Genomic DNA, 15,677 nt, shown 5'->3' with positions numbered 1-15,677 from the left:
AAATAACCGCGCCCGCTTTTTCCCAATTTTACGCTTGAACAGGTGCAATCGGTATAATATGAGGCTTCCCCAAATCTTTATTGATAACTGTTTCCACGCCGTAAACTGCCCTTACGTTTTCAGGGATAAGTACCTCTTCAGGCCTGCCGGCGGCGCAAATCCTCCCCTTACACAGAAAAATCATTTTATCGGAGAAGCGGGAAGCCAAGTTCAGGTCGTGTATTGATATTATTGCTGCTATGCCTTTTTCTTTCACCGTGGAAGAGATTAAATTCATGACCTCCAGCTGGTGCTTCAGGTCAAGGTTGCTGGTAGGTTCGTCAAGGAGAAGGACTTCCGGCTCTTGGGCAAAAGCCCGGGCAAAAAGAACCTTTTGTTTCTCTCCGCCGCTGAGCTCGTTAAAATCTCGCAGCGCCATTTCTTCCAGGCCCATTAACTTGAGCAAGTTCGAGACTATTTCCTTATCCTTGGGGCTTACTCCCCACCCTATGTGGGGTCTTCTTCCCAAAAGGACGGTGTCAAAGACGGTAGAAGGGAAGGACCGGGCGGTATTTTGAGGAACATAGCCTGAAAGCCGGGCAAGTTCCTTTAACTTCATTTTGCTTATATCCTTCCCTGATAAGAGCAATGTCCCCATCTTTGGCTTCAGAATTTTATTGAGGCACTTCAGCAAGGTGGTTTTCCCCGAGCCGTTGGGCCCCACAAGGCTTACCACTTCCCCTTTTTCTACCTCCAGGGTTACATCCTCCAAAACAGGGCGGCTCCCGTAACTGAAGTGAAGCCTTTTGACCTCAATTATCATGAGAAATACTCCTTTCTTCTGGTCATAAGGAGAAAAATAAAGAAAGGAACGCCAATGAAGGAAAGTACAATTCCTACCGGAATGACGACAGGTGAAAAAACAGTCCTTCCTATAGTATCGGCCCCGACCAGGAGAATGGCTCCGAGAATGCAAGAGCAAGGCATTAGAAACCTGTGATCTGCACCAATTAGCAAACGAGTTATATGAGGAGCGACAAGGCAAACAAAACCTATTATTCCCGTAAAGCAGATTATCCCGGCGGTAATGAGGGTTGCCAAAATGAGGGTTACTACCCTCACCCGGGGTACATTAACACCGAGACTTGTGGCAACTTCATCTCCCCCGGAGGCCATTACGTTTAAATCCCAGGAGTACCTCATCAAAAGGGGAAGGCAAGAAAAGAGCATTACAGTTACTACCAATATATTTCCCCAGCTTGCCCCCGTAAGACTGCCAAACAGCCAGTAGACCACGGCCTGAAGTTCCTCTTCGGTAGCAATGTATTGGAGCAGCGAAGTAGCAGCACTCGCAAGATACATTATTGCAATTCCGGCCAATATTAAAGTCTCCCCGGTCACCCCTCTCATCCTGGCAAGACCATAAACCAGAAAAGCGGTAAGCAGGCCGAAGATAAAAGCATTGGTTACTACTACGGCCTTTTCGCCCCCGACAAGATTAAATCCAAGGACGACGGCGAGAGATGCCCCCAAGGCCGCACCGGAGGAAACTCCTATGGTAAAGGGACTTACTAAAGGATTTCGCATTATCCCTTGCATCGCTGCACCGGATACGGCAAGACCTGCCCCGGCAACAATTCCCATAACAATCCTGGGAAGCCTTAGATTCCATACCACAACATCGGCAAAACGTGTTGTTTCAATTCCGGCAAAGGGAACAATTCTGGCCATGATGGCGTTGGAAACCTCATTTACTCCTAAACGGGCAGCACCTAAAGTAGTGGCAAATAAGGATAAAACTATAAGAACACCAAGGCTGCCCAGGATAAAAATAACCTTCCTGGCGGTGAACCTGGAGTAAAGCTCCTTTATTTCAGGGACTTCAATTTCCTTGACTTCCGTTGCCATAGGCTTGTCTCCTTTTATTTAAGTTCCGGATATATAAAAGCCCCTTTTACTTTTTCATATTCCACTCGCAGATATTTTTCCAGGTGTTCCCTGAGATACTCCTCCGGATCGAGGTCTTTAAAAAGCTCAGGGTAAAACACCTTCGCTAAGAAACAAGCCCCAATGTTCTTAAAGGCTCCACCCCAAAGCGAATGAGCAAAGGTGTAAACTCTCCCTTCTTTTACTGCTTTGATCTCACCAAATCCCGGTCTTTCTTTTAAGCTCTCGGTTGCTTCCTGAAGAGGCTGAAGATCAGGATTCCCAAAACCATTATGTTCATAAAGATCCCTAACTATCACATCGGGATTTTGTTGAATTACCCACTCAGGATCAACCTCGGGATAACCTCCAACAAGACCACGGGCAATATTGATACCTCCAACCATTTCTATCAACTGGTGGTATCCTGAACCTTGAGAACAAGTATGATATGGTTTTGATCCGTGCTCATAATAAACACGGACTCTTTCTTCTTCTTTCAAATCTTTTACTTTTTCCTCGATCGCCCTGATCTTGCTGAACCAAAATTCAGCGTATTCTTCTGTCTCTTTTTCCTTTCCAAAAATTCTTCCCAACAACTTGATCTCTCTTTCCATTGTCTCCGGATTGTAAAGATCGAGACGCACCACTTTTATTTCATCGGGAAGTTTTCTCTCCAGTCTCTCCGGATCCGGCCATTTCACATAAGTAAACACTACTTGCGGCTTTAACTCAACTATTTTCTCGAGGTTCGGCTCAAAACTTGAACCTACCTGGGGTTTTTTACTAATTTCGGGCAAAATTGGCTCATCACCAGCCATATACTTGCTAATTCCGACAACCTCGTCAGGGCTCACACCAATGCACTTCAAGGCCACGGCGTGGTCAAAAGAAAGGACAACAATTCTTTCCAAAGGCTGAGGTATCTCTACCGTTCTCCCCGCCGAATCCGTAATGGTAATAGTCTTTGCCTGTGCTTTTTCCTCTTTTACTGAAGTGCAAGAGGAGGTAAAAGTTGCCAGCAAGGCAATTATCATTATTGCTATTATAGATATCATTTTCTTTATTTTCATTTCTTTTTTTCCTCCCTCAATTTAAACTTGGCGTAGAGTTCTTTGCCAACAAAAAATGCCATGAAAGCTCATACCTGCTTCTGCAGGTACAATGCCTTCATGGCATTGTTTTTCCGTCTTTAATTGTTTAGGTCAATTTTTAAGTTTCGCTTCGCCCCCTGCGAAGCAAATTAAACCAACTTCCCACCCTTCTTCGGCCTATAAGTGGTTACCACACTTTTATTGTTATTTCTTTAATAATTAACTTAATTCCTGCCGGGTTTAAAAATTAATGTCAATAATTTTTCGGGCGGGCCCCTAATGCCTGCCAAGAAATATTATCGCCGGCAAAAAATCCGCGCTCTTTTTCCTACCAGAACACAACCAAGCCAACAATAAAGATTACAACTATAGCATTGTGAATTACCGACCTGGCCCATGGTATCTATCAACATATACTTTACAGCCTTTCTTTAATACCTGCCATTCCTCCTCGAAAGTCCGCTGAGTTCCCCAGAGTTCCTTGAGCTCTCACTCGAACTTTCTGGCTTTCTCTACATCAACTTATCTACTCTTTCTAATTAACCTGCCGGTGGATAAGCGAATATTAAATCTTGTGGGTACTCGACTTCGAGGAAACGTTCGAGATATTCCCTGTAAATATTTTGTGGATTTATATCCAATGCTGGGTGGAACCACTCAACCCAATAAGCAGTGCCGACAATACTATCCAATCCCCAGCTAATCTCTGAACTGAATATATATACTCTATTATTCTTAACGGCAGATATAACGTTCCAACCGGGGCGGCTCTTAAGCTCAGCAATTATCCTCTCTGGCTCTTCTCTGTTATCCCAACCCCATCTTCCGTTTAAGTTGATGCTTTTTACTATCACATCGGGATTTTGTTCTACCACCCACTCCATGCTCACAGTCGGAAATTCAGATAGTTCGCTAGCTATATTTCTGCCGCCGGCAAAGGTGCACATGGTTTGCCCACTGGAACCCCTGCCGTAACTCCTTCCTGCTTCATGTCCCCATTCCATGTATACTTTCGGCTTCTCTCCTTCGCTGAACCCCTTGATATATTCATTGATTATCTTTTCATAATGTTCCCGCCACTGAAGGTACTCTCGCGCTTTGTCCTCTTTCTCCAGAAGATGTCCCAGCTTTTTAATTTCTTCTTTGATACGATTATCCCTATAGAAATCTAGCCCAATTACCGTGATATCAAAAGGTTTAAGCTTTTCTTCAAGTTTTAAAAGCCGTTCCTGGGGTGCAGAAGTAACGACTATATCCGGGTATAGACTAGCAATTACTTCAACGTTAGGCTCATACCAAGTTCCAACATCCGGTTTATCAAGCAGTTCGGGAAAGTAATAAGGGCTGTATTCCTTTGAATTTGTATCTATGCCCACTATTTTGTCAGTTGCTCCAAGCACTTTAACCGCCTCACAGCGGTAATTACCAAGAACAATTATCCTTTCTACAGGCTTTTCTATCGTTACCTCTCTCCCAAGAGAATCAACAATTGTTCTGGGGTAGTTTGTATTAACCTCTTGAAGCGCTTTCTCTTCCTTCGCCGGGGTACAAGAAAAAGTAAAACTTACAAATATGGCGATTATACATATCACCATAACAGGCATAAATTTTCTCCTTATCTCTTTCCGCAACTCCACACTCTTTACCCCCTTACCCTTTTGCTTTTAACCTGTTTAAGGGTTCACCCTAATAAATCCAAACATTCTCCAGCTCTATGCCCATAAATCTTTGCATCAATTCCCCGTGAATTTGTTCAGGCTCGACGTCGGTAAACAACTGTGGGTGACACCACTTAGCCATGCGAAGTAACCCAATAGCAAATCTTGCTCCCTTATACACTCTCCAACCGAGAACATGCACATTGCCTTTCTCGGTCGCAATAATGTTTGCTTTCTGGAAAGCCGGCCACTGCATGACTTCGTTTCGTATTTCCTTAAGAGAGGTTGGGTCAGGTCCTACTTTATTACTGGAAGAGCAATAAAAATAGCCTCGGGATCTTTCGTTAAAACCCACTCAGGGCTTACCTCTACAAGTTCACCGGATAACTTTAAACCGATATTCTTGGCTCCAATGATATCGAGGTAATAACATATATCTGTCTTTACCGTAGGTGCACCACGGTTTCCACGAACACTCCAGGTATACCCACGTTTTTTCAGGTGGCTTAACTTTTTTAGTTTGATCAGTTATCAAATTTATTATTTTGTTATGAAAATCAAGGAATTCTTCTGCTCTTTTTCTTTGCCCATTATCTTGCCTAACACCCTAATATCCCTTTCAAATGACGGGCAAACAACAAACGAAATACCAAATTTCTCAAGCTTTTTTACAAGGCCCTTTTCTATAGAAGTCTCATATCCCAAAACTACATCGGGATCTAGCTCTACCTTTTCCACATTAAATTCACTAAAATGTCCAACACTCGGTATATCTTTAAAATTTTGATCCTATATCCTCATAATCTACTGCACCATCCTCTACCCCTACGATCTTGTCTTCGGCCCCCAATACGTCGAGTCAATGATAAATGATAGTTATAGTTTTTGGCTTTACCTCTTCTTTTCCCTCTTTTACTGTCTGCGAACAGCCGGCAAGTAAAAAAACTATAAGGCAAATGACAATTAAAGCCGGAAATACTTTCTTCATCATTTTTGCCTCCTAACCTGCAATCCGGTTTTTAACGCCTGGATTGCAGTGATAATAAAGCTAACTACTTAACGAAATTAAAAGCAGCCACCTTATTATCGTTATCCCAGTCAAGTTTTCCCCCGAAAGCCATCTGCAGGCCGCGGAGAGTCGCACAGGTATAGTCGTTTATAATCCTGGCCCCCTGGTCAACCGGCACTTCTACACCGTTGATTAATATTTTGTTCTCGCCAACGGGAAAGGCTATAACCTTGCCGCCCTTGATGAAGTGCGCAGTTTTAGTAGCAGGATCCCAGCTCTTTTGCAGCCCGAGAAGGTCGCAGAGCAGGTTAACCTGTACCAGGGTGCGGCCGTTTACTACGTGAACACCTTCATTTCCAACGGTAAAGAAAACTTTAATTACATTGCCGTCAACAACGGTAGCGTTGGCTACCTTGAAGAACAAGGAGTCATCGCTTTCGGTATAAATGCTGAGTTCCACATCGCCGGGCAGGGCAAGGCTCCCGGTATCGTACTTGATGTCAGAAATTTCAATGGTGCTGGCAGTTGAGCTTTCTTCGCTAACGCTTAATACGAGAATGTTGTCGTCTTTTACGCTGACGCTTACGTCAATGTCTCCCTGGATTACTTTTACGGAGGGCGTCCCGCTGAATTCAATGCCGGAGGGCAGTTCCATGTAGACAGCCTCGCTGATGGTTCCGTCCTCAGCTTCGGTGATGACCAGGTTGCCGGCGGCCTGGCTGAAAGCACCGGCCCGAATTTCGGGCTTTTCAGCCGTTACGGTGAAGGGCTTGTCAATTTTTCCGATGACTATCTCTTCCCCGGTCCCATCTTTACCGCCGACGATCAGTTTAATATCTCCGGGTTCAACGTCGTTATCGCACGCAATATGAATTTTTGTTATCTCGACGGGCCCCCCGTCGTCAGAATCAATCTCATAGTATACGGACCGGCCGTTATTATAGGCTTGAACATTGCTGTTACTACCATCAAATTTGGGCAAGGGGCTGACAAATTTGCCCTTGTTCAAGGTAAGGGTAATGATGTCTCCGTCCGGCCAGTATTTGAAGCTGACACCCAGCTTTTTCTTGTCAGTACCGGCATAGACAACGGTGTCGTTGTCTTCAAGTTCTTCAACGGTTCCGGTTTCATTAATTACCTTGCCAATAACTAACTTTTCATCGTCTAATTCGGTATCTTCATGATTGCTGTAGACTTTAATCTTGATGTCGCCGCTAACGGTAGGGCAAATGTCTACTTCGGGGGTAAATTCTATTTTGCCCGGAAGGCCTTCAGAGACTTGAAAAATTTTTAAACAAACGGTTTGGTCGTCGTCTTTTTGCTGGATAACTCTAACTCTGGCAGTGTTAACCTGGCCAATATTGTTGCTAAAAGTTACGTCATCAGTTAGAATTTTGAAGTAAATCTCTTCGCCGTCCTTGAATTCGCCTGCCTGTCCCTCTTGCAGGGTGATTTTAGCAAGTTCACGCCCGGCACCCCAGGTTATTTTTTCGGGTTCACCGGCGGTTATAGAGGTGGTAGTGCCGGATACTTTGGCAACGATTATGTCATCTTCATCCTCGGTCCAGATAATTTCGCCGTTTTTATTAAAACAAGTAACTTCCACGGTCACCTCGACATTACCGGTAAAGTCATCAGCAATGTCCAGGCCGTCGTTTTTGCTAAAGTCAAATTTGACTTTACTGCCCTCTTTCCAGTCAGCAGCATTGGTTTCAATCTCACAATAGTTTGAGTCAGCGGTTATAAAGGTCACTCCATCTGAAAGATTCTCATACGTAACAAGTTCACCAATATTATCTTTATCCGGGGTCCCGGCAAATTCCACGCCGTCCGGCAGGCTTACTTGAATTACCAGTTCGCCAAGATCATTGTGATTACCGTCAAAACCGCTAACATCTGTAAAGTCATTTTTATAAACTACGGTTACCGTGCTGCCCTCAATTCCGTCTCCGGTACTTACACACTTGTAAGGGCCGCCGTAAATATCAACCTTGCTTGAAGCGCCAAACACCGTGCCTGCCGGCAGTATTACGGTCACCACAAATATTAGGGCAAGCAGCAGTGAAAAGCGTTTATTGCGAATTCTATACAATTTGTTTCCCCCCTGTGTAAAATTAGTTTTGAAACCATATATGTCTTGGTTTCCACTCATTAACAAAACAAGCACCGGCCGCATTTCACCCCCCTAACAATTTAAAAACCACGAAAAGTCTACCCCCTCCTTGGAGGAAGTCAGACCTTCGTGGCCGCTGGTTACTTATGGTGATTATGTTGATGAGAGTGTATATGGGAATGGCTGTGAATATGGCTGTGTGCATGGCTATGGGTATGAGTATGCGGGTGTGCATGAGTATAAGCGCGGCTGTGCCCGCCCATCACACTCTCCAGCTTTTGCCGGTCAATGTCCAGCTCCTGGAAGGGCTTGCGCCGCATCCGGTGCAGCAGGGCCAGGTCAACCGATTGGCGCACGTCTTCTTCGGTAACTTCTGTTCTGCCGTTCAATGCCGCCGTGGTCTTGGCCGCCTTCATTATTACCAGGTCGGCCCGGTGCCCGTCCACTCCCATTTCAATGGCAATTTGGGCAATCAGGAAAAGCATTTCATCGGATATGTTCACCTGCGGCAGCAGTTCTTTGGCGGTTACGATTTGCCGGCGGAGCTTCTCTTCCTCAGCCTCCCACTCCAGGGCAAATCTTTCCGGGTCCTCTTCAAAGGCGGCCCTCCGCTTGACAACTTCCACCCTGAGGGCCGGGTCGGAAATCCCGGTAATGTTCACGCACAGCCCGAAGCGGTCTAAAAGCTGGGGCCTCAGCTCTCCTTCTTCCGGGTTCATGGTGCCCACCAAAATGAAGTTGGCCGGGTGAGTAAATGAAACTCCTTCCCGCTCCACGGTGTTTACACCCATGGCAGCGGAGTCCAGGAGTACGTCAACTATGTGGTCATCCAGTAAGTTAACTTCATCCACGTAGAGAATGCCCCGGTTGGCCTGGGCCAGTACCCCGGGCTCAAATTGTTTTTCCCCTTTTTTGATGGCCTGTTCAATGTCCAGGGTGCCTACTACCCGGTCTTCGGTGGCGGATACGGGCAGGTCGATTACCCGCATTTTGCGCCGGGCCCGGGGTAGTTCTTCACCGGCCTCTGCACGCTCCCGGCACTGCGCGCACATGGTGGTTATGTCACCGGGGTCACAGCCGAAGGGACAGTCGGAAACCACTTCTATCTCGGGTAACAGCGCCGCCAGGGCACGCACGGCAGTGGATTTGGCCGTGCCCTTTTCGCCGCGGATTAGAATGCCGGAAAGTTTGGGATTTATGGCATTGAGCAGAAGTCCTCTTTTCATTTCTTCCTGGCCGACAATGGCGGCAAAGGGGTAAACTCTTTTTATACCGGTCATTTTTCAGCCACCTTTTCAAGTATTGTTAATGTTCTGTCAAGGCTAAGCCTTTGTAAATAAGAAAGCCATGAAAGCCTACACCTGCTTCTGCAGGTAAAATGCCTTCATGGCATAGCTGGTTACTTGACTTAGTTTTTTTTCATTATAGCCGTTCTCTTGCGGCCTAACGGTTGGTTCTTACTACTCTTTTTTATTATTCTACATTAATTAACTTAATTCCTGCTTTTTTTAATTTTTCTAAGAAATCTAAATTAATATGCCCATCACTTTATCAAGTACCCGTATTTTAAGTTGATGTTATCTTACCCTTCGTACCACAATAACACCGGCTACAAACAAAACCACAGCATAACCTGCCAGCACCGCTATGGAAATCCAGGGCAGTTTGCCGCCCAGGGCCAGGGTGCGCAAGGAATAACTGGCATGGGTCAGCGGCAGAACCTCAATAAGGCAGGCAATGGCCTTAGGCATTTTCTCCAGGGAAAAGAAGGTGCCGCAAAGAAAAGACATGGGAAGAATTATAAATGTAGTAAAATTGGCCATGTCTTCGTGGGAATCGATGGTCATGGCGGCCACCACTCCCAGCGAGGCAAAGAGAAAGCAGGTAAGCAGCACTACCAGGAAAAACCATAAGCCCGGAATTATTTCGGCCCCAAAGAGAAAGCCCAGAACCAGGATAATTAAAGAAGCAATAATCCCCCGCACGCTGCCTGCCAGTACCTTGCCCAGAGTAAAGGAAAACGCACTGATGGGGGCAATCAGATATTCTTCCAGGGTCTTGTGGTAAAGCCTGCTCATGTTAAGCGGAGTGCCGACGCCGTTAAAGCTGGTGTTCATGGCGCTCAGGGCGATGATTCCTGGGACCACAAATTCCAGGTAGGTGCCGCTCTTCATTTGAATGCTGCGCCCCAGCCCCCAGCCAAAGGCCACCAGGTAAAGAAGGGGGGCCACCAGCCGTGAAGCAAAAAATTTAAAAAAGGTTCTTTTTAAAACCAGCATGTCCCGCCAAAATACCGTGTAGAAGTCTATTGCTCATCACCTACCCTGCGCCCAGTTAGTTCTACAAATACGTCTTCCAGGTTGGATTCCCGGATGGCCACGTTGCCTGCCAGCGCGCCGGCATATTGTAGAGCTTCTTCCCGGCTTTTGAAAAACCTGTAGCTGGTATTGCCTTGGTGTAAAGTTTCCACCACTATTTCCCCGACTCTTTGTTTAAGTTCTTGCGGCGTGCCCAAGGCAATCAGCCGCCCCCGGTCCATAATGCCGACCCGGTGGCAGAGCACTTCAGCCTCTTCAATGTAATGGGTGGTCAAGAGGACGGTCATGTTTTCGCCGTTCATCTTCCTGATCAGGTCCCATATTTTGCGGCGGGTCTGGGGATCCAGCCCCACTGTGGGCTCGTCCAGAAACAGTACACTGGGATAGTGCATCAGGGCCCTGGCTATCATCAGGCGGCGCTTCATCCCGCCGGAAAACTTGCTTACCAGGTCTTTGGCCCTACCGGCCAGCCCAACGTATTCGAGCAGTTCCTCGATTCTCCGGTACCGCTCCGCCCTGGACATCTTGTGCAGGCGGCCGTGCAGCTCCAGGTTTTCCCATGCGGTGAGTTCCTGGTCAAGATTCATATGCTGGGGAACCACGCCGATTTCTTTTTTTACCCTGCCCAGATCCCGGGTAACTTCGTACCCATTTATCAGCGCTCTGCCGGAGGTAGGCCGGGTTAACATGGTGAGCATTCTTATGGTGGTGGTTTTACCGGCCCCGTTGGGCCCTAATAAGCCAAAGATCTCCCCCCGGGCAATTTGCAGGTCCAGCCCGGCGACGGCCTGTATGTTTCCATAGGTTTTGGCCAGTTGTTGAAGTACAATCACTGTCCGGTATTCCTCACCTTCTTGATGGTGGTTACTTAAAAGCAATTTGCATTACTCTACTTGCCTGACAGCCTGTACCAAGGTATCCGCCTTGAGGTCATCGATTTTATAGTAATCTGCACCTAAAGCAGCAGCCAGTTCCCGGGCCAGGCCGAAAGTAAGAAAGCTGTTTTTTTCTACATCGATAACCAGTGTTTTGATTCCTTCCTCGCTGCGGATTATTTCGGCCATGCGCCGGGCCTCTGCCAGGGGCTTGTCGCTGCCCATGCTTACGTTGCCCTTACCGTCGGAAATGATAATCAGCAGTGGCGAAATGTTGGGGTCTTTGTAGAGGTGGGCCTTGGCCACCTCGTAGGCCTTGGCCAGGCCTGCCGAGAGGGGGGTCTTCCCGCCTGTCGGCAGGTCTTCCAGTAATTTATGCCCCATTTCCACGCTGTTAGTGGGCGGCAAGAGAAGTTCAGCCGTGTTTCCTTTAAAGGCCACCATGCCGATTTTATCCCGCTTTTGGTAGGCATCCAGGAGCAGAGAAAGGATGGCCCCCTTGGTTTCCACCATCCGCTGCTGGGCCCCCATGGACCCGCTGGCGTCTACCACGAAGAGCAGGAAGTTGCCGATGCGCTTTTCCCGCACTTTTTCCCGGATGTCGCTGGATTCGATGGCAATGGCCACTCCTTCCCGGCGCCGGTATACCTGGTGCGGGGCCGCGGCCCGCATGGTGGCGTCAAATGCCAGGTCGTTGTTTCTGCGCTGCATGGTGCTGCGCACGTAGCGCCCCGCCTTAGAGGCAGTCCTGGTGCGCGAGCGCCGCCCGGAGCCTTTGCGCAGTATCCGGTCCCGTTCATAGGTGATGCGCCTAACCGGAAAGGGCCGGCCCACGGCAAAAATTGTTTCCCGGGGCGCTACCGGGGGAAGGGTGTTCCGGTTTTGCTGTTCTTTATTTTCCTGCTTATCCTGTTCCTGCTGCTGGTCAGTTTCTTCCGGTTCCGCGCTTGCCTGCTCCGGCGGAGGAGGTAATTCTTCCGGCTGGTCGGTATTATCTTGCTGCTGTTTTTCTTGTTCTTCCTGTTCCTGTTCCGGCGGTTCTTGTTCTAATTCGGGCTGTTCCGGCGGAGGCGGCGGTGCCTCCCGGACGCGGTGGAAGAGGACCAGTTCGGCAGCCTCGTATACATCCTGTTCCGTTACTTCCGCCCGCCCGTGCCAGGCCGCGATGGTGCGGGCGGCTGCCTCCATGATGATGTCGGCGCGGTGCCCGGCCACCAGTGCTTCCAGGCTCAGCTTAGCAACCAGGTCGAGCAGCGCCGGGGAAATGTTTACTTCGGGCAATAGCTGCCGGGCAGCAACGATGCGCTCTCTTAATTGTTGTTCTTTCTCCGCCCACCGGGCAATGAATCCGAGGGGGTCGGCATCAAAGGCTTCCCGCCGCTTGGCAATTTCTACCCTCTCTTTGGGGTCCGCCACCCCTTCTACCTGCACACACAGGCCGAAGCGGTCCATTAGCTGCGGGCGCAGCTCCCCTTCTTCGGGGTTCATGGTGCCTACGAGAATGAATTCCGCCGGGTGATAGTAGGAAATGCCTTCCCGCTCTACTACATTAACTCCCATGGCAGCTGCGTCCAGGAGTACGTCTACGATATGATCATCCAACAGATTTACTTCATCAATGTAAATAATGCCGCGATTGGCCCTGGCCAGTATGCCCGGCTCGAATTGCGGCTTTCCGTATCTAATGGCATGTTCGAAGTCCAGGCTCCCCACTACCCGGTCTTCCGTAGCGGACACCGGCAGGTCGATTACCTGCACTCGGCGGCGAATTGTTTCCAGCCGGCGCCCGGCTTTGAGGCGGGCACGGCAGAGGTCGCAAAGGCGAGCGGGGTCACCGGGGTCGCAGTTATACGGGCAGCCCAGCACCACTTCGATTTCCGGCAGCAGGGCCGCCAGGGCCCGCACGGCAGTGGATTTGGCAGTACCTTTTTCCCCACGAACCAGTATGCCGCCCAGGCGGGGATTGATGGCGTTCAAAATCAGGCCTTTTTTCATTTTTTCTTGCCCGATAATGGCAGTGAAAGGATAGACAATTCGCTGGAAGGTAATCATAGAAAACCTCCTTCAAAAAAGAAAAACCACGCCAGGCTTATTTCTGTTACGACAGGAAGAATAAACCTTCGTGGTTTAATATCCAAGGTTATCTTTGGGCAGATGTAAGCTCCCCGCTACCAAGTAGCTCCGGCCACCTGAAACAATTAGTTCGCCGACGGCTCCCAAATTCCTTCCTGTCGAGATATTTTTAAGCAAATTTAGACCAAACCGCCCAAATCCAGCAGAACACCGTAATTTATATTCTCCATAAACCTTTTTTCCCTGACATCTTTCACGCTGAGCCTCATTATGTTAATTTCATCGCCTTCCGCTGCAGATTGTAACTTGAGTCGTTTTTCTGGATACCTGGAGTAACTACAGATAAGGCTCCCCCCCAGAGCATGAAATTTACCGAAATCACCCCACTGATTGGCTATGACCAGGTGCATCTGCTCCCCCAGCCTGGCCTCCCAGATAAACTTACTCCCGCGGTCCCCCCAAAGGGCGGGAACGCAGAGAAGATCCGTACCCCATTTAGCCAGGCAATCAGCACCTTCAGGAAACATTAGGTCGTAGCCGAGCAACATGCCAACCCTGCCAAAAGGAAGGTCAAAAGCCGGAAAACCGCTCTCTCCCGCTTCCGCCCATCTCTGATCGCAAGGAAGTAGATGAACCTTTCTATACGTCCCCTGCACCCCGTTGGGACCGATCAACACGGCGGTATTAAAAAATCTTCCAGCACGTTTCTCCGCCATCCCAAAAACAATAAAAATATTTTTTTGTTTGGCCTTTTGGATAAATTTGTTAGTAGTGGGACCGGGGATTTCTTCACAACATTTCTCCGCCTCCCACCGCTCAAAAATAATCCCCGTGGTAGATAATTCCGGAAGAACAACCAGATCGAGCGACATCCCCCGAACTACCGCCACAGCTGTGGCTTCATCAATAAGCTTGAGCATTTTCTCCGTGTTGGCCGCCGAATTTTGGGATGCGGGTCGGAATTGTAGAGTAGCTACGGTGACATCCGCGGGTTCCGGTAAACTGAGCAACATCTCCGGATTAATATGAGAAAAAGTATCCAAAGATATGTTCCCGTAACAATGAGGACGTCTTCGGCGCAGAATGTCCTCCGCCGTTGATGAGACAAACTTTCCACCTTTAAGGGGCAGCGTGCCGAAAACGATTATGTCATCCGGTGAACTGATTTGCCTAACCGTCCCTCCACCGGTATCAATAATGAAGGACTCCGCCTTACGACAATCCATGGTCTTATCCTTTCCCGTTCTATTGCAGACCAGGACGTAAATCCCGTTTTCCGCCGCCCGGGCACGCCAGAACTTTTCCGGATTGTGATGTTCAGGAGGCCAATTGGCCGGAATAAGCAGGAGCCGAGCACCTTTCAAAGCAGCTACCCTTGCCGGCTTATAAGAATAGGCATCGGCACAAATCAACACCCCCAACTTGCCAAACTCCGTCTGCACCACCAGTACGGGAAGGTTCCCCCTTGCAGCCCACAAGTTTTCTTTAAAGGCCGGTGCCAACTTGCGGGACTTGCCTACAACCCGTCCTGCCGGCCCAATTAAAGCAGCCGCATTATAAAAAATACCCGTCTCAGGGTCCACCTCCGGCAAACCAATGCAGATATAACATCCATACTTTTTCGCAATTTCACCAAATACCTCGGTGGCCGGGCCGGGAATGGTTTCGGTCAGTGGGGCAATGTCAGCTCTGCTTTCAAAAGCGTAACCGGTAGTAGCCAGTTCAGTGTTTAAAATGATCCGAGCGCCGGCCCGGGCAGCTTTTTCATTAAGGGTCAGCAACTTGGCGAGGTTTTTCTGTTTATCCTTCCATTGCACAGCTGCATGAATCAGCGCTACTTGTACTCGTTCGCCAGATTTTCCCCGCTTATATCCTTTGTCCACAGGACCCGTCCTTTCCACTTGGTTAAAGCTAAAAAACCTTGGCCCTCCCGTTAAAATGAAAGCGAAATTTGACTTAATGTGGGACATAAAAAAATGGGAGTATTGACCCCACACTATTTTGGGGGAATTTTTCCACGGAAAAATTATCTTTGCCGAGCCACGCTTAGCTTGGAAAATTTCCCCCAAACACTCCGTCTGGAATAATTTGATTCGCCTGGCTATTTTAGCACATTAAGGTACTTCCGGGGTTTATCTGACTCTTAGCGAATACACATTAAGAAAAAAGTCTGGCGCATGGGGCTAGTTTAAACAACCAGCCCCATATACGCCGGTCGAAAGGAGGAATTTTTCTACTACCGGCGCCTCCCAGGCCGGCAGTAGAAATCACTTAGAGGAGGTCAAAGGCCTTGCCAAGGTTTAGGCCTTTCCCAAAATGAAAAATGCCATGAAAGGTTGCACCTGCTTCGGCAGGTAAAATACCTTCATGGCATAGTTGTTTACTTTGTTCAGTTGTATAGTACTCTCCGCAAGGGCGCTGGCACCCCAAAAAATAACAAAAAACCATGAAGTACTAATTTCACTTCCTGTGAAGCCATAACCTTCATGGTTAACTTATCTCTTTAAATATACAATAGCAGCTTTTAACTTTGAGAAAACTTAAAATGCCTAAAAATTCTTACCATCCTTCAGCGACTTAATGAATGGTTCTTACCATCCTTATTTATTGTATTAGTATTCAATATTACTCA

At 48.1% G+C, this 15,677-nt stretch carries 11 protein-coding genes; all 11 read right to left on the bottom strand.

Annotated features, from left to right (window positions below; genetic code table 11):
• Positions 1-28: 28 nt before the first annotated feature.
• Positions 29-802, bottom strand: a complete 774-nt coding sequence (locus ACX4JR_RS01535) for an ABC transporter ATP-binding protein (protein ID WP_476059300.1) — start codon at positions 800-802, stop codon at positions 29-31.
• Positions 799-1,887: a FecCD family ABC transporter permease gene (locus tag ACX4JR_RS01530; protein ID WP_476059299.1), complete on the bottom strand. Its 1,089-nt coding sequence runs from the start codon at positions 1,885-1,887 to the stop codon at positions 799-801. Before ACX4JR_RS01530 ends, ACX4JR_RS01535 begins: the two co-directional genes overlap by 4 nt.
• 14 nt (positions 1,888-1,901) lie before the next feature.
• Positions 1,902-2,978: an ABC transporter substrate-binding protein gene (locus tag ACX4JR_RS01525; RefSeq protein WP_476059298.1), complete on the bottom strand. Its 1,077-nt coding sequence runs from the start codon at positions 2,976-2,978 to the stop codon at positions 1,902-1,904.
• Positions 2,979-3,538: 560 nt separating this feature from the next.
• Positions 3,539-4,636: an ABC transporter substrate-binding protein gene (locus ACX4JR_RS01520; RefSeq protein ID WP_476059297.1), complete on the bottom strand. Its 1,098-nt coding sequence runs from the start codon at positions 4,634-4,636 to the stop codon at positions 3,539-3,541.
• A 561-nt stretch (positions 4,637-5,197) separates the two neighbouring features.
• Positions 5,198-5,395, bottom strand: coding sequence for a hypothetical protein (locus ACX4JR_RS01515; protein WP_476059296.1), 198 nt, complete (start codon positions 5,393-5,395; stop codon positions 5,198-5,200).
• 314 nt (positions 5,396-5,709) lie between these two features.
• Positions 5,710-7,758 carry a copper amine oxidase N-terminal domain-containing protein gene (locus ACX4JR_RS01510; protein ID WP_476059295.1) on the bottom strand — a complete coding sequence of 683 codons (2,049 nt, stop codon included), beginning with the start codon at positions 7,756-7,758 and terminating at the stop codon, positions 5,710-5,712.
• A 161-nt stretch (positions 7,759-7,919) separates the two neighbouring features.
• Positions 7,920-9,059: a magnesium chelatase ATPase subunit I gene (locus tag ACX4JR_RS01505; RefSeq protein WP_476059294.1), complete on the bottom strand. Its 1,140-nt coding sequence runs from the start codon at positions 9,057-9,059 to the stop codon at positions 7,920-7,922.
• A gap of 297 nt (positions 9,060-9,356) precedes the next feature.
• Positions 9,357-10,088, bottom strand: coding sequence for an ABC transporter permease (locus tag ACX4JR_RS01500; RefSeq protein ID WP_476060448.1), 732 nt, complete (start codon positions 10,086-10,088; stop codon positions 9,357-9,359).
• Complete coding sequence (locus tag ACX4JR_RS01495; RefSeq protein ID WP_476059293.1) at positions 10,085-10,975, bottom strand: ABC transporter ATP-binding protein; 891 nt, start codon at positions 10,973-10,975, stop codon at positions 10,085-10,087. Before ACX4JR_RS01495 ends, ACX4JR_RS01500 begins: the two co-directional genes overlap by 4 nt.
• Positions 10,976-10,981: 6 nt before the next feature.
• Entirely contained in the window at positions 10,982-13,024 is a 2,043-nt protein-coding gene (locus tag ACX4JR_RS01490) for a putative cobaltochelatase (RefSeq protein ID WP_476059292.1), read from the bottom strand.
• A 200-nt stretch (positions 13,025-13,224) separates the two neighbouring features.
• The gene (locus ACX4JR_RS01485) at positions 13,225-14,946 is read right to left on the bottom strand and encodes a carbon-nitrogen hydrolase family protein (RefSeq protein WP_476059291.1); all 1,722 of its coding nucleotides are present in this window, start codon (positions 14,944-14,946) and stop codon (positions 13,225-13,227) included.
• Positions 14,947-15,677 lie beyond the last annotated feature (731 nt).

The sequence above is a fragment of the Desulfofundulus sp. JL263-se genome (genome assembly GCF_056316025.1).
The sequence above is the reverse complement of the archived record's forward strand: the minus strand, read 5'-3'. Positions and strand labels throughout refer to the sequence as shown.

Excerpts from the sequence above, each read along its gene's own strand:
- ACX4JR_RS01490 (WP_476059292.1), bottom strand. The coding sequence starts at position 13,024 with ATGATTACCTTCCAGCGAATTGTCTATCCTTTCACTGCCATTATCGGG.
- ACX4JR_RS01535 (WP_476059300.1), bottom strand. The coding sequence starts at position 802 with ATGATAATTGAGGTCAAAAGGCTTCACTTCAGTTACGGGAGCCGCCCT.
- ACX4JR_RS01525 (WP_476059298.1), bottom strand. The coding sequence starts at position 2,978 with ATGAAAATAAAGAAAATGATATCTATAATAGCAATAATGATAATTGCC.
- ACX4JR_RS01505 (WP_476059294.1), bottom strand. The coding sequence starts at position 9,059 with ATGACCGGTATAAAAAGAGTTTACCCCTTTGCCGCCATTGTCGGCCAG.
- ACX4JR_RS01530 (WP_476059299.1), bottom strand. The coding sequence starts at position 1,887 with ATGGCAACGGAAGTCAAGGAAATTGAAGTCCCTGAAATAAAGGAGCTT.